Below are 20,963 nucleotides of genomic sequence, written 5' to 3'. Positions count from 1 at the left end.
ATAAATCAAGTATAATAATTATGAAAAAGATATATAGATTAATGCTTGTCGGTACTATGGTTTTATTTTCCGGATGTAGTGCAAGTTTACTGGATATTGATAACCCCAATGAGGCAACAAATACCACATTTTGGAACAAGGAGGAAGATGCTGAGGCTGGTGTAAATGCTTGTTATAGTTTCCTCTATAAAGAGGGAACCTGGATGCGTTGGCTTTCTTTCCGTTATGACTTGACTTCGGACGAAGGATGGAGTTCTTCTCCTTGGATTGAATTAGGTGACTGGACGCGTTTCCTTTATACGAATTACAATTTTTATGAAGGGAATAAAGTACACTGGGAACATTTCTATGTCGGCATTTTCCGTTGCAATCAGGTCTTGACTAATGTGCCTAAAATTGAGATGGACGAAACAACCAAGAATCAAGTATTAGGACAAGCCTCTTTCCTGCGTGCCTTGTGGTACTTCCAGGTAAACTTGTTGTGGGATAAGGGTACGCTGGTTTTAGAACCTGAAGATGCAGGTTATATTCCGACGGATGCTTCTGAACAGGAAATCTGGGATCAGATAGAGAAAGACCTCACTTTTGCTGCTGCCAATTTGCCGGAATCCTGGGATGCTGCCAATTTGGGACGTGCTACGAAAGGTGCGGCCAAAGCATTGCTTGGCAAGGCTTATATGCAGCAACACAAGTATGATAAGGCAAAAGAACAACTGCAATGGTTGATTGACAAGGAAGGTACTTTGTATGGACTTATTGCCAACCGTGAAGACAACTTCACCGATTTGGATGAGAACAACAAAGAAGGTGTCTTTGAAATACAGTTCGATGATCAGAACAAAGGTGGAACAGGTAATGATGCCAGCATGGCATTTGGTTTCCAACGTACACAGTTCTATGCTCCCGGTGGTGACCATGGTACAGGTTGGGGTGACGGAAAAGCACGTCGTTGGTTGGTAGATGAGTTCTTGAAAGAGAAAAGAGCAGATGGTAAAAACGACTTGCGTTTATACAATAGTATTCTCTATAAACACTTTGGTGATGATTTTCCCGATCAATCTAAAAAATATTATGCCAATGCGGATGCTTCGCAGTGGTTCGACGAATGGGGACAAGATTCGGAGGATTGCTACATCCGTAAGTACAATACTTCTTACTATCGTGAACGTGAAGACTATTTTGCACGTAACAACTACCGCATCATGCGTTATGCCGACATCTTGATGAATTATGCGGAGTGTCTGGCTGAAACAAATGCTCCTGTTGCCGATGCTGCCGTTTATGTGGACAAAGTAAGAGAGCGCGCAGGTCTGTCCAAGTTGAAAGACAGTCAGTGGAAAGATTGCCTGAGCTCAAAGGATGCCTTCCTCAAGCGCCTCCAAATGGAGCGTACTTTGGAACTTTGTTTCGAGGGCTGGCGCTGGGCTGACTTGAAGCGTTGGGGCTTGCTTGATTCCCAAGCAGGAATAGATGAGCTGAAAGCCCGTGACAAGGATTTCAATAATTTTGTAGTCGGGAAACACAGACGTATGCCTATTCCAACGGATGAGGTTGAAATAAGTAAGGTGAATGATATTCCGCAGCTTACTCAGAATCCTAACTATTAATAACTAAAGAAGGCTATGTTTGGAAGTGCTTTCTTATTGAGGATGCTTCCGACATGGCTTTTCTTTTCTTACTATACCTTATGCTTGTCTGTCGGCGAAGTATTTACAAACGGGGATTTTTATGTTTCCGATGATTTGGTTCATTGGAGTAAGCCGGTTTATGTTGTAACTATGGATAACGACTGGACAAAAGGAACCAATAAAGAATATGTTATGAAGAATCATTTTATTTGTATGAGTCTGTTTTCGTTGATCGCACTGACTTCTTGCCAGTCGTGTTCTTCGGAATACAAGAATATTGACGAGATTGTCGTCGAGGGAGTTGAAACACCGGTACTTCTCGGCGATCCATTTATTATGTTGCACAAGGGTACTTATTATGCATACGGCACTAATGCTGAAGATGGCATCGAGGTTTATACTTCCGATGATTTGCAGACCTGGAAATATAAAACCATGGCATTGCATAAAAAGGATGTTTGGGCAGACCGTTGGTTCTGGGCCCCAGAGGTTTATGAAGTCAATGGAAAGTTTTATATGTATTATTCGGCTGACGAGCATATTTGTGTGGCAACAGCCGACTCGCCTGAAGGCCCTTTTGTACAAACGAATAAAGCACCTATGATTGCCGACGAAAAATGTATTGACAACTCTCTGTTTATTGATGATGACGGTACACCTTATCTCTTTTTCGACCGTTTCAACGACGGACTGAATATCTGGGTAGCCGAACTCGAAGAAGACCTCATAACCATTAAAACAGAGACCATGCATCCTTGCATCCATGTATCACAAGCTTGGGAGGAAGTATGGCCGCGTGTCAATGAAGGCCCTTTCGTTATAAAGCGTAACGGAGTCTATTATATGACCTATTCTGCCAATAGTTATGAAAGTCCTTTCTATGGCATAGGCTGTGCCACAGCTACCGACTTAATGGGCACTTGGACCAAATACGACGAGAATCCTTTGTTACAGAAACCCGGAGATCTGGTTGGAGTGGGGCATAGTGCCACGTTTACAGACAAAGCCGGCAAACTTCGTCTTGTATTCCATGCCCATAAAGACAAGCACACGATCCATCCGCGGGCTATGTATATCGGCGATGTGTCTTTCGAAAAGGTAGATGGTGTGGATCGTATGAGAATCAGCAAGGAATATATGACTCCTAAAGTAGTAAAATAAAGAAATGAAAATACGTTTATGAAAAAGTTATTAGTCCTATCAGTATTGTGCTCTTTGGTAGCTTGTTCCTCATCGACATTAGCCAAAGAAGACAATAAGGAAGAACAAACGAAGAATGTATACCGGAATCCGGTTATTAATTACAGTCTGCCCGATCCTTCCATTATTAAGGGAGAGGATGGATATTTTTATCTGTATGCCACCGAGGATATCCGTAATCTGCCGATTCATCGTTCCAAGAATCTGGTGGATTGGGAATATGTGAGTACGGCCTTTACCGAACGTACCCGTCCCAACTTTGAAGAAAAAGGTGGTTTGTGGGCGCCGGATATCAACAAGATAGGGGATAAATATGTGCTCTATTACTCTATGTCCGTATGGGGAGGCGAATGGACTTGCGGTATCGGCTGTGCTACTGCCGACAAGCCCGAAGGACCTTTTACCGATCATGGAAAGATGTTCCGTAGCAATGAAATCGATGTGCAGAACTCTATTGATCCTTTCTATATGGAAGACGGAGGGAAGAAATACCTTTTTTGGGGCAGTTTCCGGGGTATTTATGGCATTGAACTATCGGATGACGGACTCTCACTCAAAGAAGGCGCTACGCCTCAGCAAGTGGCAGGAACAGCATACGAAGGCACTTATATCCATAAGAAAGGCGGCTATTACTATTTCTTTGCTTCCATAGGTAGCTGTTGTGAGGGCTTGAACAGTACTTATACTACAGTCGTAGGCCGTTCTGAGAGTCTTTTCGGACCATACGTTGACAAGAATGGCGGACGTATGCTCGACAATAAACACGAAGTCCTGATCCATAAGAATAATGCTTTTGTAGGCACTGGTCATAATTCTGAGATTGTGGAGGACAATGCCGGCAACGATTGGTTCTTTTACCATGCCGTGAGCACAAAGAATCCCGAAGGGCGTGTATTGATGATGGACAAGATTGACTGGAAGGACGGCTGGCCCTCAGTAGAGGGAGCTTCTCCTTCCACAGAGTCCGAAAAACCTGTATTCTAACAACATAAAACAGATATGACTATGAGACTAAAAAGATTGTTTTTGGGGATAATGCTTCTTGCAGGCATTACAAATGTAGGGGCTGTGAATGATGTCCCGGAGGATGTGTCGGCTTCCGTTTCCTTGAAGATTCCGGGAAACGATGCCCGTAACTATCCGCTTACTATTAAGAAGCGGGCCGATGGCATCTATACTTGTCAGGCTGCTGATAAACTGCCGCTAAGTATCACCCGTCAAGTGGTAGAGAAAGACGGGAATCAGCGCATCACAGTGACCCTTAAAGCCCAGGAAAATGTTTACTTCAATTATGGAGAACAGGTAAAGACAGGCTACCGCCATGATGACTGCCAGTTCTATATGCCCGGCTTTTGGTATCGTCGCAACTTGCGCTCACCTAAAGAAGCCCCTTCATTTCATACTTCGGATAGTTGGCTGATACGTGAAGACCGTCTGAGCACTCCGCTCACGGCTGTATTCAGTCCGGCAAACGGCAAGTCGATGTCCGTTATCCGCATTGATAAATTTGATAAAGAAGCATTGACTACGCATAAAGAGGGAGAAGTAATCCTTTCCGGAGAGACTTCCATCGGCTATACCGGTTTTGAGAATGCTGATGGAATAACGGTACTCTCTTATGGTTTTCCCTACAAGGAAGCTCCTAAGACGTACATCCGCAAGCTTACACTGGCTCCTGCTGTTGAGGCTTATCAATTGCTTCGCAAAGGTGATAGTATTTCCCTTACCTGGGAATTGTCAGAAAGAGCTGCCGCCGACTTCTCGGACTGTGTGCAGCGCACTTGGGAGTATTGCTACGATACCAATCGTCCACAGAAAGTAGATACTCCTTATACGGTGGATCGTATGAAAGAAGTCATGAGCAACTTCTTTGTAGAAAGTTATGTAGGCAATACACCTACCCATTATTATTCGGGTGTTGAACTTGAAACCGCCACTTGTGCCAGTACCGATGTTGCTGAAGTAGGTTTTGTAGGACGTACTCTGCTCAATGCATTTAATGCTTTGGAATATGGAGCGCAAAAGAATCGTACAGACTTAGTGACGAATGCCAATAGCATCTTCGATACTTATCTTCAGAATGGTTTCTCTCCGGCAGGTTTCTTTAATGAAGTGGTTCATTATAATCGTGACTTTAAAGAGCCGATTCATAGCATCCGCCGTCAATCGGAAGGTGTATATGCAGTACTGAATTACTTGAACTACGAAAAGCAGCAGGGGCGCAAGCATCCTGAATGGGAGAAACGGATGAAGAGTATGCTCGATGCCTTCCTGCGTTTGCAGAACCCCGACGGAAGTTTCCCCCGCAAGTTCAAAGACGACTTCTCTATCGTGGATGCAAGCGGTGGTAGCACTCCTTCGGCTACGTTGCCTTTGGTAATGGCATCCAAGTATTTCAAAGACAAACGCTACCTGGCAAGTGCCAAGCGTACCGCCGATTATCTGGAAAAGGAACTGATATCCAAGTCTGATTATTTCTCGTCTACGCTTGATGCCAACTGCGAGGATAAAGAAGCTTCACTGTATGCCGCTACTGCTACTTACTATCTGGCTTTGGCCACCAAAGGAGCAGAACGTGCACGCTATGCCGATTTGTCTAAGAAAGCCGCCTATTTTGCCTTATCATGGTACTATACCTGGGATGTTCCTTTTGCCGAAGGGCAAATGTTGGGCGATATCGGTTTGAAAACCCGTGGTTGGGGCAATGTATCGGTAGAAAATAATCATATCGACGTGTTTATCTTCGAATTTGCCGACGTTCTGCACTGGCTTGCCAAACAGTATGACGAGCCTCGCTTCTCCGACTTCTCCGAAGTAATATCTACTTCTATGCGCCAACTTCTACCTTACGAAGAGCACATGTGTGGTGTTGCCAAAGTAGGTTATTACCCCGAAGTAGTGCAACACACCAATTGGGACTACGGCAAAAACGGAAAAGGTTATTATAACAACATCTTTGCTCCGGGGTGGACGGTAGCTTCCCTTTGGGAACTCTTCACACCGGGTCGTGCCGAGCGATACTTGGGAGCATCCAAATGATACAAAAATTTAAAGAATATGAACTACAGATTAGTGACTTTATTAGTCGGGTGGGTGCTATTGGCATCAGCCTGCACAAGCAAGCAGAATGTGGAAACAACTGCTTCGGGCTTAGCCCCTGCTAACTTCCAAACAGAGGTTGATGGCAAGCAAACAAACTTGTTTGTACTGAAAAACAAAAACGGCATGGAAGTTTGTATCACAAACTTCGGCGGACGTATCGTATCAGTGATAGTACCCGATAAGAATGGTGTGATGAAAGATGTGGTATTAGGTTTCGACTCTATCCGGGATTACATCAAATATCCTTCCGATTTCGGCGCATCCATCGGTCGTTATGCTAACCGTATCAATCAAGGCAGGATTACGCTCGACGGTATAGAATACCAGTTGCCTCAAAATAACTATGGTCATTGCCTGCATGGTGGTCCCCGTGGCTTTCAGTATCAGGTCTTTGATGCACGTCCTCTTAGCGATCAAGCTTTGGAGTTGACTTATCTTTCCAAAGACGGTGAAGAAGGTTTCCCGGGCAATCTGACTTGTAAAGTAACCTTTACCCTGACCGATGACAATGCCATCGACATCCGCTACAGTGCCGAAACAGACCGCACTACCGTAGTCAACATGACTAATCATTCTTACTTCAACCTCGATGGCAATCCTTCGGGAACTAACTCAGACTACCTGCTTACCATTGATGCCGACTCTTATACCCCTGTGGACAGCACTTTCATGACTACCGGTGAAATAGCTTCCGTAGAAGGTACTGATATGGATTTCCGTCAGCCCGTTGCTGTAGGAGCCCGTATCAATAATGACTTTGTGCAGTTGAAGTACGGTAAGGGATATGACCACAACTGGGTGCTTAATACCCGTGGCGACGATTCCCGTCCATGTGCTACGCTCGAATCTCCCCTTACAGGCATTGTTCTCGATGTTTACACTAACGAACCTGGTATTCAGATTTATGCCGGTAACTTCCTCGACGGTACGCTTACCGGAAAGAAAGGGATCGTGTACAATCACCGTGCTTCTGTATGTCTCGAAACTCAGAAGTATCCCGATACCCCCAATAAACCGGAGTGGCCGTCAGCGTTGCTAAAACCGGGAGAGAAGTATGATAGTCATTGTATCTATAAATTCTCGGTGAAGAAATAAGAGTAGAGTTGATTGAATACTACGCCTTTACAGCCTCATTGCCAATGCCTTATTCTCTGCCTCTTCCATGATTTCCCGTTCTCCCGGCCCTTTGTCATTGATGCCGCATAGGTGAAGAATACCGTGGATGATTACACGGTATAACTCCCGTTCATAATCATTGCCGGCAAATTGCTCCGCATTGGTGCGCACAGTGTCAAGGCTGATAAAAAGGTCTCCGCTGAGGCGATTCCCTTCACAATAATCGAAGGTAATGATATCCGTGTAGTAATCGTGTTGCAGATATTGGCGGTTCACTTCAAGAATCTTCTCGTCCGAGCAGAAGATATAGGCGATTTCACCGGTTTTTTTCCCGTAGGAGGCGGCAACGGCTTTGATCCATTCCGTCGTTTCACGTTTTTTGATGGCGGGCATTTCCACGCCCTCTGTCTGATAACTGATCATATTATTATTTCTTTATTTCTTTCACTGAAGAGGCTATAAGTTTGGCTTAAAAGAAAAACATATAGCTGATAATGATCGCCGCTATGATGCCGGAGAAATCGGCAATCAATCCACAGGTCACGGCATTGCGCGTTTTGGTGATGCCTACGCTGCCGAAATATACGGCAAGTATATAGAACGTGGTATCGGACGCACCGCGCGCCACACAACTCATCCGTCCCACAAAAGAATCTGCTCCATATTGTTTCATGGTGTCTATCATCAGTCCGTTGGCCCCGCTGCCGCTTAACGATTTCATCAAGGCAGTGGGCAAGGCTCCTACGAAGCCGGTGTCTAATCCGAACAGCCCTGCCACGTGTCCGATGCCGCCCACCAATATGTCCATTGCTCCGGAAGTGCGGAATACTGCGATTCCGACAAGGAAAGCCACCAAATAGGGGATGATGCGTATGGCTGTGGAGAAACCTTCCTTGGCGCCTTCTATGAAGGCGTCATACACATTGATTTTCTTCCATAGTCCCCAAAGGATGAACAGCAGTATGATGGAGAATAGCAGTATGTTGGCTACTAAGGTGGAATATACTCCCATTTCATCGCGGCTTATCCGGCTGAACAGGTAAATGAGTGCGGCAAAGAAAAGGCTGACGCAGCCAATCAGGATGAGAATGGGCTTGTTCAGCAGGTTGATGCGTTGCGCCATGCTGACGGCGGTGACTCCGACAAGCGTTGAGACGGCCGTAGTTATCAGTGTCGGGATGAAGATATCCGTGGGTTGCGCAGCACCCATCTGTGAACGGTACATCATGATGCTGACGGGGATAAGTATCAATCCCGAAGTATTCAGCACCAGAAACATTACCATCGGATTGGTGGCTGTATCTTTCTTCGGATTGAGCTCCTGAAGTTCCTTCATGGCTTTCAGTCCCATCGGAGTAGCGGCATTATCCAGTCCTAACATATTGGCCGACAGGTTCATGAAGATGGAACCCATTGCCGGATGTCCCTTGGGTATTTCTGGAAAGAGGCGGCAGAATACCGGGCTCAGCCACCGCGAAAGTGCATTGATCATGCCGCTGTTCTCGCCGATCTTCATCACGCCCAACCAGAGGGCGAGTATTCCCGTCAGGCCTAAGGAGATCTCGAACGCTGCCTTTGAAGAGTCGAAGGTGGAGTTGACAAGTTGCGTGAATATCTCCGTGTCTCCCGCGAAGATGAGCCGGCAGAGAGCCACGATGAAGGCTATTACGAAGAATGCTACCCAGATGTAATTTAAAACCATGTATTCTTGATGTTTTGTTTCTTGCGGATTAATATTGGCTTTCGTTGGCAAGGTTCCATGCGTTGAGGAAAGACGCCTTGGTGATTTCTACAACCTTTTCCCAGTTCAGGCGGTCGGCGTGGTCCGACGGCTGGTGATAATCGGGATGTCCGTCGGTGTGATACCAGATGACAGGGATGTCGTGCATGGCGAAAGAAGCGTTGTCGCTTCCGCCCACGGGGCGGTCCCAGGCGCGGTAGTCGGGTTGCAACCGTAATTTATATCGCATGATGTCCTGCTTCAGCCAATCACCGAAGGCGGGGTGGGAGGCGGTATAGAAATAGACCACATGCTGCGGTTGTTCGGGCTTGTTGTTGCGCCCTATCATGTCGAAGTTGAGATACCCTTTTATCCGATCCACGGCGGGGAAGTTCTGTACGAAGTGCTTTGAGCCGAGCAAGCCTTTTTCTTCTCCGTCCCAAAAGGCGAAGATGACATTTCTCAACGGTCTTTTTCCGGTAGCCGTGAAGGCGCGTGCTATCTGCAACACGGCAGAGACGCCTGAAGCGTTGTCGTCCGCACCATTGTATATCCGGTCGTTTGCCAGCGTTTCATCTATGCCCAGATGGTCGAAGTGGGCGCCTACGATGACATACTCGTCGGCACGTTCGCCGGGGATGAATCCTAACACGTTGCTCATCGGGAGCGAACGGTAAGTGCCTTGCTTCAGGGCAGCGATGGAGTCGGGGTGCACCTGCCAGCGTCCCCGCTGTTGCCTCTCCTTGCTGCATGCCTCGAAGGGCTGGTAGTAGCCGTCCTTGTCCAACGGGGCTATTCCCGCTTCCTTGAGGCACGACACTATGTAGCGGGCAGCTACCCGCGAACCGTGCATACCCGCCTCGCGTCCTTGCAGTTCGTCGTCGGCCAGAAATTCCACGACGGCTTGGGCCGAAGCGCGGTTGATACTTTGCAATCCCTTCTCGCGGGGAGACTGGGCGTGCAGGGACAGGGCAAGAGACATGAAGCAGAGTGCTCCTAAAAAAGCTTTATGCATAGCGTATGGTTTTAAAGATTTGGAATAACGGTTGCAAAATTAGAGATAACTTTTCATAGTTCCGATAGATTTGTCGTATTTTTGTCCGCCTGCATCAAGGCACAAGTATGTGTAAATCAAGCTGTGAATAATGACAAAGGAAAGAGGAAAAGCCGGGGAGGAGATGCATAATACCCCGATTTCAACGGAAGAAACGGCCGAGGCAATCGCCGTCATCCGGTGTGAGCTGGAAGCGTATATCGATCCGGTAAAAAGAGAATATCTTCCCCGTTTTTTCAAGACAGGGAAGGGGCAGTATGGCGAAGGCGACAGATTTTTGGGCGTAGTGGTTCCGAATACCCGTCTGGTGGCAAAGCGGCATAAGGACAAGCCTTTCGAGGTAATGGCCGGATTGCTGCAGAGCGAGTGGCACGAGTGCCGTCTTTGTGCCTTGCTAATGTTGGTGGAACGCTTCAGGAAGTGTGACGAGACGGAACGGAAAGCCATCTTCGAGTTCTATCTGGCACAGACCGGCCGTATCAATAACTGGGACTTGGTGGATCTGTCTGCCCCCGGCATCGTGGGCGAATACTTGAAGGATAAGCCGCGCGACGTGCTCTATCGCCTGGCGGATAGCCCGTTGCTGTGGGACAAGCGTATTGCCGTGGTGTCCACCTATACATTTATTAAAAACAACGATTTCATCGATATTATCCGCCTTTCGGAGCATCTTTTGTACACAAGTGTACACATAGATGCACACTCTGCACATATTCCTGCACACTCCGTTCGACCCCTTCACGACCTGATGCAGAAGGCCATCGGATGGATGCTTCGCGAGATGGGCAAGCGTGACAAGGATCTGCTGGTGCAGTTTCTGGAGAAACATGGCAAAGAGATGCCGCGCACGGCCTTGCGATATGCCATCGAGAAGTTTCCCGAAGAAGAACGGCGCGAATTCATGAAGCGGTAAGTGGCAGGCAAATACTATTGGCTGTGCTTTCGTCGTAAACGCTGTAGAAACTTAGGTAAGCAACCATTTCATCTCCGGTCCAGTCTTTGGGAAGTTCAAGTACCGATTTGCTGTCAGAGCGTCTGAAAGCCGTAGTGTTGTAAATGGCAAGGTTCTTCTCCTTGTTATACACTAACAGGAGGGCAACGTCAGAGTCCGTTGCATTTCCCTGTCCGCTATTATTCTCCCAAGTGAAAAGTACATTGTCGGCCTCCAGTATTGCAGTGGCTTTGAATGCTTGCATCAAGCTGCCGTGTGATACAAGTACCTTGTTGTAATCAAGTTCCGGCCCTTGTCCATTATCTATAATCGCATTTTTCATGATGTAGGACATGGCGGCGTTGAATGCAGTTTGGTTCGTGGTAAGTTCTCTATAGCCAATTCGCACAAAAGGGGTGATGGTGCGAAGAAAGTCCATGGCTATTGTAAACTTGCCCCGTTGACGTTGTTGTTCTTTGGTGCGCGGATTGGTCATGTGTGTGGGGCGGGAGCGCATATAAGGCACTCCTTTCCAGTTGCATCCTACAAGATTTCCTATTTTCCCGGTGAATTCGCCGAGAGTTCCTTTCTGAATTTTTCCCATGTTCGTTTAGCTTTAGTCGTTAATAGTTTGTTGTTTGTGAAAGTGTGGTGGAGGCTTTCTGTTCCTTTGTTTACTTTATAGTGCAGAGAATGTTTTCTACACTTGTTCTACAAAGGTATGAATAATATTTATCTTTTAGGCCTGCGCTCTGAAGGTTTGTCTTCAATTTCTTCTTTGAGCGTTTGATAGGGGTTTGATTTCCATTCCGCTTCTTAGATATTGCAGGGCAAAGAGGGAACTGAACCGCACCTTCTCCTAACCTATAAGGAAGGAGTATGTAAGGAGAAGGTAGGGAGAAGGTAAGGAGTAGGTAGGGAGTAGGTAAGGAACAGGTAAGGTAAAATGTTTTAGATTATAATCTCTGAACACTGTTTCTTCTTGTATATAAGAACACTTTCTTTGTCTGTTAAATATTACTGTTCAACGGAAAATAGACACTATATGGTGAAAATTGGATATTGAAAATATTTAAACTTATTTTGGATATCAAATAATCCTTCTTAACTTTGTCACAATCTCAGCTAGCCAGTGGGTTAGAGGGAGATTTTTATTATTTTAATAAGAAAAGACGTTTACGAACGTTATCTTCTGACTTCAAATCTCGCAAGTTTGATTCTGGAAGAAGATACGGCAACGAAAGCGTCCACATGGGGTGTTTTATTCAAACATTGCGTTTGACGTGGTGTTCTGTATATACGTCTCGGCGTGGGCTGGCTGAGTTGCTTATCCTTCCAGATGGGCAATGCGAGAGCCTGAAGTCGGGATAAGCGAAGTACAGACTCCCACGTCTTTTTTGTATACTGCCGAATCAGGGGAAGTTCTATAGGCGTTAATCTACATGATAATGCTTAAAAGAGAAAAGTTTAGTAGTGGGTTGGTTGTACATATTTCTGCTAAGATTGTATCATTGTTTTGCTTACTGTTATTTTTAGGGTGTAGTAAGAGTGATGATAATGAGGTGGTGACTCCAGATATTGCTTTAAATAAAAGTGAACTCACTTTGGAAAAAGGTAAGACAGAACGATTGATTGCTTCCTTTACGCCGACTGAAACACTAAATAAAGGACATGTGTGGAGTTCGAGTGCACCTGGTATTGCAATGGTGGATGAGTCAGGAATGGTAACGGCTGTGGAGTCTGGTGAGGCTGTTGTCACTGCCACTGCACTAGTGGGTAAGAAGAAAGCAACTTGCAAGGTGACGGTGGTTGCTAAGGTAGTTAATGTGACAGGAGTATCAATAAAGCCTACGGAGGCAACTATGGTTGCCGGGGATGAACTTACACTTGAAGCAACCGTGGTGCCGGAGAATGCAACTAACAAATCTGTGATATGGAGTTCTGGTGATGGTAAGATAGCGACCGTAGATGCTGCTACCGGTAAGGTGACCGCTGTTTCAGAAGGTAAAGTCTCCATTAAAGCCACTACAAAAGATGGTGATAAAGCGGCATCTTGCCAGATTACGGTAGTGAATAAAGGAGTGGAGATTTCGAAGCCGGAAGTGTCTGACGTTACTTCTATTTCGGCTGTTGTGTCAGGAACTGTTAAGGCACTGGGAGTTAAATTGGGAGAAGTCGGCATTTGCTATTCTACTGCTCAATCGCCAACGGTAAATGATAAAAAGATAGCTTTGTCCGGCGAGAGCCTCTCTTATGCAATGACCAAGTTGGAAGCAAGTACTACTTATTTTGTTCGCATATATGCTATATTGGATGGTGCTGCCAAGTATGGAGATCAGACTACGTTTACTACTGAAGCTGCTGCAGAAATCTCTGCCCCTCAAATATCTTCTATTACTTCAAATGCCGCTTATATAAGTGCTACAATTAAAACTTTCGGCATGCAGACTGAGGAAGTGGGCATCTGTTATTCTACATCAGCAATGCCGACAATTGATAATACGAAAGTGATTATTTCGGGTAGTACTATCGGATATACATTGAATGAATTGAAGCCTGAGACTACTTATTATGTTCGGATATTCGCGAAAATTAATGGAAAGTATTACTATGGAGAACAAGACGATTTTAAAACGATGGGAATCCTAAAGACACATTTCGAAACTACGGACATCTATGCAGATAAGATTTTACTTAAGTCTGCAGCTCCGAGCGGAGTAAGCAAAATTGATATTTGTTATGGTACCTCTCCTAATCCCAGTATTACAGACAATGTAACAACTGCAACTGAGGTAGGTGGAAAATTGTATTTGACTTTGTCCGGGTTAAAAGGTGCAACCACTTATTATATAAGAGCATATTCTCTGAAAAATTCAAGTGTGGAATATTATGGTGATGAGGTGTCGGTACAAACCCTTGGCAATGAATTCAAGATAACCAATAAATATACCAGGTATTCAACGACGGAAGAAACATATCCTGTACATATGACACTTTATACTCTTTTTTTCGACATGACTTATGAAATAATACCTAAAGGTACTTATAAAGTAGATATGACTGGTGGAGGGTATTTGGCGAAGACGGCTGATTACGTTTCATCAATGTATATTGAAAATGGGAGTGGAAAATTCTATTTTAAGAAAGATGGTGGAAAACTGGAATATTCGGGAGCTAATACTTATATCTATTTTTCCAGTGAGACGGATATTCGATTTACCAATATTGATAATAATATTTGCTATCATTATATAATGCGAGCAAGTGATTGGTATGTTCTTTAATAATTTGATATAAAACAAAATATGGGAATTTCACGTCGGGAATTTTTCAAAGAAGCCCTCAAGCGAACTATTCCATTCTTAGGGCTTATTACTGTTCTCCCCATACTGGATAGTTGTGGAAAGGATGATGAACCTCTTGGCTGTAACAATAGTTGTACTGGAACTGCACAAAGCGGCTGTGGCTCATCTTGTAGCAGCAGTTGTGTAGGAACAGCACAAGGTGGTTGTGGAGATGGATGTAAGAATACGTGTAAAGATGGTTGTAATACAGGATGTAATGATACAGCCAAGTCCTCTTCCTGTTCTGACTGCAGTACAAATTGCACTAATGGTTGTAAGGATAACTGTGGTAATAATTGCAAGGACTCTGCAACTTCGTCTTCTTGTTCTGGTTGCGGTAACAGTTGTAACCGGGGATGTGCGCAGAATTGTGACGCGACTTGCAGGACGGGCTGTAGCGTCTCATGTCGTATTACTTGTGACAGAACTTGCCAAGGGCAATGTGTCAACACTTGCTTAGGAAGATGCGAACAGTATTGTTTACATTCATGTACCCATATTTGTATGCAAATGAATGACTGAAATAAATATGATTCGAATTAAAACAAATGATGTATGGAAAGGTGGAATGGCTAAATCCATCACTTTTATCGTCACCAAAGATTGCCAACTTGCCTGCAAATATTGCTATCTCGTAGGAAAGAACTCAAATGAGCGAATGCCTTGGGAAGTAGCCAAGCAGGCTGTTGACTATATTCTCAATCATGAGAATGACTTTGCGGAGGAGTCGGTAGTATGGGATTTTATTGGTGGAGAACCTTTTTTAGAGATAGATCTGATAGACAGAATTTGTGATTATATCAAGATGGAACAGTTTAAGAAGCACCATCATTGGTTTAATTCTTATCGTTTCAGCTTCTCTACCAATGGCATCAACTACCATGAAGAAAAAGTCCAGCGGTTTATAGACAAGAATAAGAACCATCTCAGCATTGGCATTACCATTGATGGAACAGAACTGAAGCATGATATCAATCGGGTGTATAAGGCAAGCGGGAAAGGATCATATCAAGATGTAGTGCGTAATATTCCTTTATGGTTGTCGCAATTTCCTGATGCAAGTACGAAAGTCACCATCAGCAGTGCCGATATACCTTATATAAAAGAAAGTGTTCTTCATCTTTATGCGTTAGGAATCCATCAGGTGAATATAAACTGTGTGTTCGAGGACGTTTGGAAAACAGGAGATGATGCCTTGTTTGAAGAACAGTTGCTGCTGTTGGCGGACACTATCATTGATGAAGGTTATTACCAGGACTACGCCTGTTCTTTTTTCAGTGAACATCTCGGTGTTCCGTTAGATTGCAAATTACAGAATCAGAACTGGTGCGGCGCAGGAATGATGCTTGCCGTAGATGCAAACGGAAACTTCTATCCTTGTACTCGTTTTGCACAATACTCTCTGCGTAACAAGAAAGCTTGGATTATTGGAAATATTCATGATGGTATTGATAAGAATAAGCTACGCCCTTTTCTTATGTTGGATCGCTGTACCCAGAGTACACAGGAGTGCATTGATTGTGAAGTGGCGAGTGGTTGTGCGTGGTGTCAGGGCGAGAATTATGATGCAGCCGATACGCCAACTATTTATCAGCGTTCTACCGCTATCTGCAAGATGCATAAAGCACGAGTACGAGCCAATAACTACTATTGGAGTAAACTTCGTTATAGGCAAGAAGCAGACGAAAAATATAATACCAATAAAATGACGTTATGCTGAAATATTTAGTTGTTCTATTGGACGATACCGCTGTCTCTTATTGCCATTATGACAATCCGAAGACTGAATGTAAACGAATCAGTTTATCGGATCTTGAAGCCGCCATTCTTTGGGCGATGAAGGAGAACTTGATGCTCCAGTTCGTCTATCCTGCTTATGAATTGCCGCAAGAATACACAACTGCCATTGAAACAATGTTTCATTGCAAAATTATGCCTGCGGTTTGTAGCAAGGAAGCAGATATTGTTGTGATGGATTGTTGGGAGGATTTAATGACCTGCCGTTTGAATAAAGATAGAGTTTATGTGTTGAGAACGGGAAAGAAAGATTTCTTTGATTGTCATGACAAAATAGAGGGAGTGTTGACTCAGGTTGCTCGTTTGAACGTTATATTGACAGATGTAGAAACCTTTACAGAGACAGATTTTGATATTTATAAATCAGCATTGGAGACATTTATCCCATCGCTGAGTGATTTATGTCAAAAAGGGGCAATGCCTCAACTGAATCTGTTGACTGACCGCATGATGCTTGATGCCATGAACAATTGTAATGCCGGATGGGAAAGTGTGACATTAGCACCGGATGGGAATTTCTATACATGTCCTGCATTTTATTTGTCGGGTAATGGTTATCCCATCGGTAGCCTTGACAAAGGGCTTTCCATAAAAAATCCTCAATTGTATCGTCTGGAATATGCACCTCTTTGTCGGCATTGCGATGCTTATCAATGCAAACGTTGCATTTGGTTGAACAGTAAAATGACGTTAGAAGTAAATACCCCTTCGCATGAACAGTGTGTGACTGCACATCTGGAACGGAATGTATCGCGTGATTTATTGCAGGAGATACGCCGATTTAAAGATTGCTTTTCAAATAAGGAGATAAAGGAACTAAGTTATTTAGACCCATTTGATATACGAAAAGATTTAAAATGAAATAAGTTATGAAAAAATTAGTTGGAACCGTTACGGAAGAAGAGAAAATAGAGATTCAAACTCTTTTTGAACGCCGCAATGGCTTGAATGAATTGGCAAAGATTGTGACAATAGATAATGAAGCTTTGTATGAGAAACTGGTAAAAGACTTGGGAGAGACTGGACGAAAATTTCAGAATTGGTGGGATTGTATGGCAAACCAATATCAATGGGAAAAGTCAGAAAATGGTAGTTGGGAAATAAATTTCAGTACGAACGAAATATATTTAGTTTATGAGAATTGATTTACATTGAGTATAGAATTCTATCCTTTTAATAACAAAAAACCGTATGGAAGCATTTCCATGCGGTTTCTTTTTGTGGAAGGTTGCATGAAAAAGTCTTTAAATGAGGGCTATCTCAAAATAATTTCTTTATTTTGCAGTAAACAAAAAGCTTTGGAATATGAAGTCGTTGTATATCAAAAACTATAAGAACCTAAGAGAGCTGTCGCTTGATTCACTCGCCCGGGTCAACCTGATAGTGGGGCGCAACAATGTGGGGAAATCTACGTTGCTGGAAGCTGTTTCCATTTATTTGGCAAACGGGAATGACGAGTGGCTGAAAACGATTTTGGATTTCAGGGGAGAAATGGTGAATGTGGATTTCACTAAAGGAGAAGTGGATTCAGCTAAGGTCTTGTTGGAACATTATAGTTCTTTGTTTGTTGGGCGTAAGATGGACTTTACGGATTCTACGGCTATCTCCATTGGTGAGCAGCATGATAAGGTGAACATCAGGCTTGTACATATAGCCGAGGAACAGAGAGAATTGCAGACCAAACGTTGGACTTATAATGATGCAGATATCGAATCAAATAATCATTCATTTCAGTATATAGGTGACGGCTTGGAAGTGTTCTCCGGTTCTGGTTCTCCTGTGATAATACCTTTCTTTCAGCGTAGCGTTTTGGGTAATGTGAAGGATAAAATACCATTTGAATATGTATTGGCAGGGGATTTTTATCTTCGAAGAAGTGTTTTGCTTTTCGACCGTATATCCTTGTCCGACAGAGAAGAATATGTTTTGGAAGCTTTGCGTATTATAGAACCCGGAATTGACCGGCTGAACTTCTTGAATGAAAATGAATATTCCAATCGGCGTGTTCCTTTTGTTACTTTAAAGGGTACGGGTGAACGTGTCCGTCTGAGTTCGATGGGTGATGGTATCAACAGAATTCTTGCAATAATTCTTGCCTTGGTCAATTGCAAGGACGGTGTTTTCTTATTGGATGAATTTGAAACGGGACTTCACTATACAGTACAGAACCGGTTGTGGGAAATTATCTTCATGCTTTCTCAAAAAATGAATATTCAAGTGTTTGTCTCTTCGCATAGCCGGGATTGTATAGACAGTTTCATTGCTGTAAATAAAGAAAAACAAGGGCAGATTATCCGTCTGGATAATAGAAACGGAGATATTGTTGCCGTAAACTATAATGATGAGAAGGCAATGGGATTCATAGCACAAAATGATGTTGAAATACGATAGAGATATGAGTAAGCTAAAAGAGAGTTTCTCTTATTATTTGTTTGTTGAGGGGAAAAATGATCTTCATGTTATTTCTTCTTTATGTGGCTGTCACCATGTGAACCAGAATTTCAATATTAAACCCTGTGAAAGCGTAGAAAATGTTGTCGGATTATTCAGGCTTGCGCTTACCAATCCCTTAGCTTATCAGCGTATAGGAATTGTGCTTGATGCTGATGTGGATATAGAGAAACGGTGGAAACAATTGGTGGATGTATTGAAGGGAAGTGGCAAATATGATTGTGACGGTTTGGAGCTGTCTCCCGATGGCTTGATATTGCATCCGGTGAATGACTATGATGCGATTGTAGGCATCTGGATTATGCCTGACAACACTTTGAAAGGGATGTTGGAGGACTTTGCCTTAAATATGATTCCGGCAGGAGATTCTTTGTTTCTGAAATCTGAAGCGATATTGTCCGAATTGGAATCGACGGGAATCCAACGTTATAAACAAGTTCATCGCTCTAAAGCTAAAATACATACATTCTTGGCATGGCAAGATGAACCCGGGAAACCTATAGGGCAGGCTATTACTGCTCACATTTTGAATCCGGATGCTGAACAGGCAAAGATTTTTGTAGATTGGCTGAATAAGTTATATAATTAATGCGAATCAGCAGTTGAACTCCGATTCTTGTTTTAAAAAATTAGATAAATTGATAAATAAATGCGATGGCAATTTTACCCATCGTATGTACGAGAAGTTCAGATGTTGATCTGACTTTCATCGCTTTTTGAATATTTGTTTTCTCATTCAGCCCGTTGAAAAATGATTCGATGGGTTGTCTGGCCTTTGATACCCTACGGAGGGCTAAAGCATGGAGTTTGATACTGAAGTAATACATGTTCTTTGTAGAGCAGTAACCTTTCCGGTTTTGTTCTTCTTGTTAAATAAATTATGATGTGCTGCAAATATACACATTATGAGTTTACTCCTTGCTGTTTTTTTCTCTTTTGTTTCCCCTTTTATTCGGAGTTGTGAAAAATATTGTCATATTGTTCAAAATAGAGAACCGGAGGCAAGCGGGGCATGTTTCCGGCTTTTGCATCTCTTTAATCTATACATTATGTGTTAAGAGAGATTTTAGTTGAAATGTTTTGTCACGGTTTTCCGTGACAAGCAAAGAAAAGTAACAATGTTTTCATGAAAAATATTGCGTAATGTTATTTATAATCAGTATTATTGTAGGGTGATATATATTTTATAGTCGTCTTGTTTCTGTAATAAATAAGTATAAACATTGTATATTCGTATGAAAAAATCAGACTTTAGAACCGGCCTTGCGGCCGTTCTTCTTCTGGCGTGCTGCTTCCTGGCTTCTCCCGGTGTCCGGGCACAGACGGTGATTCGGAAATCGGACAAGACACGCCCCGCATGGTTGACGGACAAAACGCCTAAAACCACCAATTCAACCTTTCATTATCAGTTGGCGGAAGCTGAAAGCGAAACCTTGGAAGGCGCCCGTCAAGAGTGTCTGACAGTTCTTTCGCGCTACATCGGGCAGTCTTGGAAAATCAGCGGTGAGGCGGAAACCGACATTCGTACGGAAGACCGCAACGGGCAGATAAATACAGCTTCCGTTTACAATTTCCACTATAAGATAAAGGATGAGGAAATCAACGTGACCTCCACCAAGTACGACGAATATTGGGAGTACATCTACTATACTATCCCGGTGGCAGCCGATACCATTGCTACGTATTGTTCGGGGTGGCTGATACGCCCGTCCCGCAGTTCGACCGTCTGCGTTTCACGCGTAAATATGGTGCGCGGGGCATGATGCGCTCGCTTATTGTGCCCGGTTGGGGACAAATGTACAAGGGTAGCACCGTGAAGGGGCTTTGCATTCTGGGTGGAGAAGTGGCGCTTGCTGCCGGCATCATTGTTTCCGATAACCTGCGCAGCTCCTACGTCAAGAAAATGCACGAGCAGCCCAAGCACCAGCAAACTTACAACACGAGGGCGGACAATTGGGAGAACGTGCGTAATGCCTGCATAGGCGGTGCGGCGGTACTTTATGTCTATAACTCCGGCATCCGGCAGCACAGGGCAAGGCAAAAACAGTGCGGTGGTGCTCACCCTGAGCCGCGAGAAGATTACTAAAGACGAGACCACGAACCTGCTTGTGGAAGCCGACGGAGCGTCCGTTCCGCTTGAAGTCAACGTGCTGTTCGGCGACAAGGAAGAAGGCGGCGAAGGGGGCGGCGAAGGCGGTTCCGACAAGAAAGGCTCTTGCAAGGAGATTACCTCTTGCGATTCCGAGGTGAAGATAGAATTTCTGTCCTGCCTGAAGAATGTCGATACCGTTGAGTTCCAGTTTACGATGACCAATAATCGGGAGGACTGGCGAGTGTGGTTCAATCGCGACAAGTCCGGTTCGTTGGATGATAAAGGCAACAGCTATTCCGGATCCTACACGAAGGTTTATGTAGGAGATTCCAATACTTTCGTTACGGGTGGCAGTTCCGTCTCTTTCTTGAAAGGCGCGAAAGTGAAATGCCGTGTCGTGATTCCCGGTATCAAGGATGAAGCCGTCTATCTGCAACGCTGGGAATGGATTATCAGCAGTTCGGAACCTTGGAATCCGCAGACCAAGAAGGTTATGTTTGCGGAAGTGAAGTGGTGAGAGGATGAATG

At 44.1% G+C, this 20,963-nt stretch carries 20 protein-coding genes; 16 read left to right on the top strand and 4 right to left on the bottom strand.

From position 1 onward, the window contains the following. The first annotated feature begins 20 nt into the window (after nt 1-20). The 5 genes from BACHE_RS03315 to BACHE_RS03295 all read left to right on the top strand — a co-directional run bounded on the left by BACHE_RS03315 (nt 21) and on the right by BACHE_RS03295 (nt 7,025). A complete protein-coding gene (locus BACHE_RS03315; protein ID WP_013546290.1) occupies nt 21-1,607 on the top strand; it encodes a RagB/SusD family nutrient uptake outer membrane protein in 1,587 nt (528 codons plus the stop codon). A 213-nt stretch (nt 1,608-1,820) separates the two neighbouring features. Beyond that, on the top strand, nt 1,821-2,789 hold the full coding sequence (locus BACHE_RS03310) for a glycoside hydrolase family 43 protein (RefSeq protein ID WP_041579608.1): 969 nt from the start codon (nt 1,821-1,823) through the stop codon (nt 2,787-2,789). Nucleotides 2,790-2,807: 18 nt separating this feature from the next. After that, complete coding sequence (locus tag BACHE_RS03305) at nt 2,808-3,812, top strand: family 43 glycosylhydrolase (RefSeq protein WP_013546288.1); 1,005 nt, start codon at nt 2,808-2,810, stop codon at nt 3,810-3,812. Nucleotides 3,813-3,833: 21 nt separating this feature from the next. Continuing rightward, the gene (locus BACHE_RS03300; RefSeq protein ID WP_013546287.1) at nt 3,834-5,867 is read left to right on the top strand and encodes a hypothetical protein; all 2,034 of its coding nucleotides are present in this window, start codon (nt 3,834-3,836) and stop codon (nt 5,865-5,867) included. Between the two features lie 18 nt (nt 5,868-5,885). Then, a complete protein-coding gene (locus BACHE_RS03295) occupies nt 5,886-7,025 on the top strand; it encodes an aldose epimerase family protein (protein WP_013546286.1) in 1,140 nt (379 codons plus the stop codon). A gap of 27 nt (nt 7,026-7,052) precedes the next feature. On the opposite strand, the gene ybeY is transcribed toward BACHE_RS03295, so the two are convergent. Genes ybeY through BACHE_RS03280 form a run of 3 tightly spaced genes read right to left on the bottom strand, consistent with a single transcriptional unit; the run spans nt 7,053 to nt 9,781 of the window. Further along, nucleotides 7,053-7,469 carry an rRNA maturation RNase YbeY gene (gene ybeY / locus BACHE_RS03290; RefSeq protein WP_013546285.1) on the bottom strand — a complete coding sequence of 139 codons (417 nt, stop codon included), beginning with the start codon at nt 7,467-7,469 and terminating at the stop codon, nt 7,053-7,055. 46 nt (nt 7,470-7,515) lie between these two features. Beyond that, on the bottom strand, nt 7,516-8,748 hold the full coding sequence (locus tag BACHE_RS03285) for a nucleoside recognition domain-containing protein (RefSeq protein WP_013546284.1): 1,233 nt from the start codon (nt 8,746-8,748) through the stop codon (nt 7,516-7,518). Nucleotides 8,749-8,776: 28 nt separating this feature from the next. Then, nucleotides 8,777-9,781, bottom strand: coding sequence for a M28 family metallopeptidase (locus BACHE_RS03280; RefSeq protein ID WP_013546283.1), 1,005 nt, complete (start codon nt 9,779-9,781; stop codon nt 8,777-8,779). Between the two features lie 130 nt (nt 9,782-9,911). Between BACHE_RS03280 and BACHE_RS03275 the strand changes: the two genes are divergently transcribed. Continuing rightward, complete coding sequence (locus BACHE_RS03275) at nt 9,912-10,733, top strand: DNA alkylation repair protein (protein ID WP_013546282.1); 822 nt, start codon at nt 9,912-9,914, stop codon at nt 10,731-10,733. Here the strand turns inward: BACHE_RS03275 and BACHE_RS03270 are convergent. Then, nucleotides 10,720-11,355: a DUF6266 family protein gene (locus tag BACHE_RS03270; protein ID WP_013546281.1), complete on the bottom strand. Its 636-nt coding sequence runs from the start codon at nt 11,353-11,355 to the stop codon at nt 10,720-10,722. The genes BACHE_RS03275 and BACHE_RS03270 overlap by 14 nt on opposite strands. A gap of 844 nt (nt 11,356-12,199) precedes the next feature. Here BACHE_RS03270 and BACHE_RS03265 point away from each other — a divergent pair. From BACHE_RS03265 to BACHE_RS03215, 10 genes are all read left to right on the top strand, one after another. Next, complete coding sequence (locus tag BACHE_RS03265; RefSeq protein ID WP_013546280.1) at nt 12,200-14,035, top strand: Ig-like domain-containing protein; 1,836 nt, start codon at nt 12,200-12,202, stop codon at nt 14,033-14,035. 21 nt (nt 14,036-14,056) lie between these two features. Further along, on the top strand, nt 14,057-14,617 hold the full coding sequence (locus BACHE_RS18045) for a hypothetical protein (RefSeq protein WP_013546279.1): 561 nt from the start codon (nt 14,057-14,059) through the stop codon (nt 14,615-14,617). A gap of 7 nt (nt 14,618-14,624) precedes the next feature. Beyond that, nucleotides 14,625-15,815 (top strand): radical SAM peptide maturase, CXXX-repeat target family, encoded by a 1,191-nt coding sequence (locus BACHE_RS03255; RefSeq protein ID WP_041579604.1) that lies wholly within the window; start codon nt 14,625-14,627, stop codon nt 15,813-15,815. Beyond that, complete coding sequence (locus BACHE_RS03250) at nt 15,809-16,753, top strand: CXXX repeat peptide maturase (RefSeq protein ID WP_013546277.1); 945 nt, start codon at nt 15,809-15,811, stop codon at nt 16,751-16,753. The genes BACHE_RS03255 and BACHE_RS03250 overlap by 7 nt, the downstream gene beginning before the upstream one ends. A gap of 8 nt (nt 16,754-16,761) precedes the next feature. Continuing rightward, nucleotides 16,762-17,037, top strand: coding sequence for a CXXX repeat peptide modification system protein (locus BACHE_RS03245; RefSeq protein WP_013546276.1), 276 nt, complete (start codon nt 16,762-16,764; stop codon nt 17,035-17,037). 160 nt (nt 17,038-17,197) lie between these two features. Beyond that, complete coding sequence (locus BACHE_RS03240; protein ID WP_013546275.1) at nt 17,198-18,283, top strand: AAA family ATPase; 1,086 nt, start codon at nt 17,198-17,200, stop codon at nt 18,281-18,283. Nucleotides 18,284-18,287: 4 nt separating this feature from the next. Next, entirely contained in the window at nt 18,288-18,932 is a 645-nt protein-coding gene (locus tag BACHE_RS03235) for a DUF3226 domain-containing protein (RefSeq protein ID WP_013546274.1), read from the top strand. 646 nt (nt 18,933-19,578) lie between these two features. Next, nucleotides 19,579-20,106, top strand: a complete 528-nt coding sequence (locus tag BACHE_RS03225; protein WP_041579155.1) for a hypothetical protein — start codon at nt 19,579-19,581, stop codon at nt 20,104-20,106. Continuing rightward, complete coding sequence (locus tag BACHE_RS03220; protein WP_041579154.1) at nt 20,103-20,429, top strand: DUF5683 domain-containing protein; 327 nt, start codon at nt 20,103-20,105, stop codon at nt 20,427-20,429. The genes BACHE_RS03225 and BACHE_RS03220 overlap by 4 nt, the downstream gene beginning before the upstream one ends. After that, nucleotides 20,344-20,952 (top strand): hypothetical protein, encoded by a 609-nt coding sequence (locus BACHE_RS03215; protein WP_187289287.1) that lies wholly within the window; start codon nt 20,344-20,346, stop codon nt 20,950-20,952. The genes BACHE_RS03220 and BACHE_RS03215 overlap by 86 nt, the downstream gene beginning before the upstream one ends. Nucleotides 20,953-20,963 lie beyond the last annotated feature (11 nt).

The sequence above is a fragment of the Bacteroides helcogenes P 36-108 genome, from assembly GCF_000186225.1.
Taxonomy (GTDB): domain Bacteria; phylum Bacteroidota; class Bacteroidia; order Bacteroidales; family Bacteroidaceae; genus Bacteroides; species Bacteroides helcogenes.
Note: the sequence above shows the minus strand (reverse complement) of the source record. Positions and strands in the feature narration are given on the sequence as shown.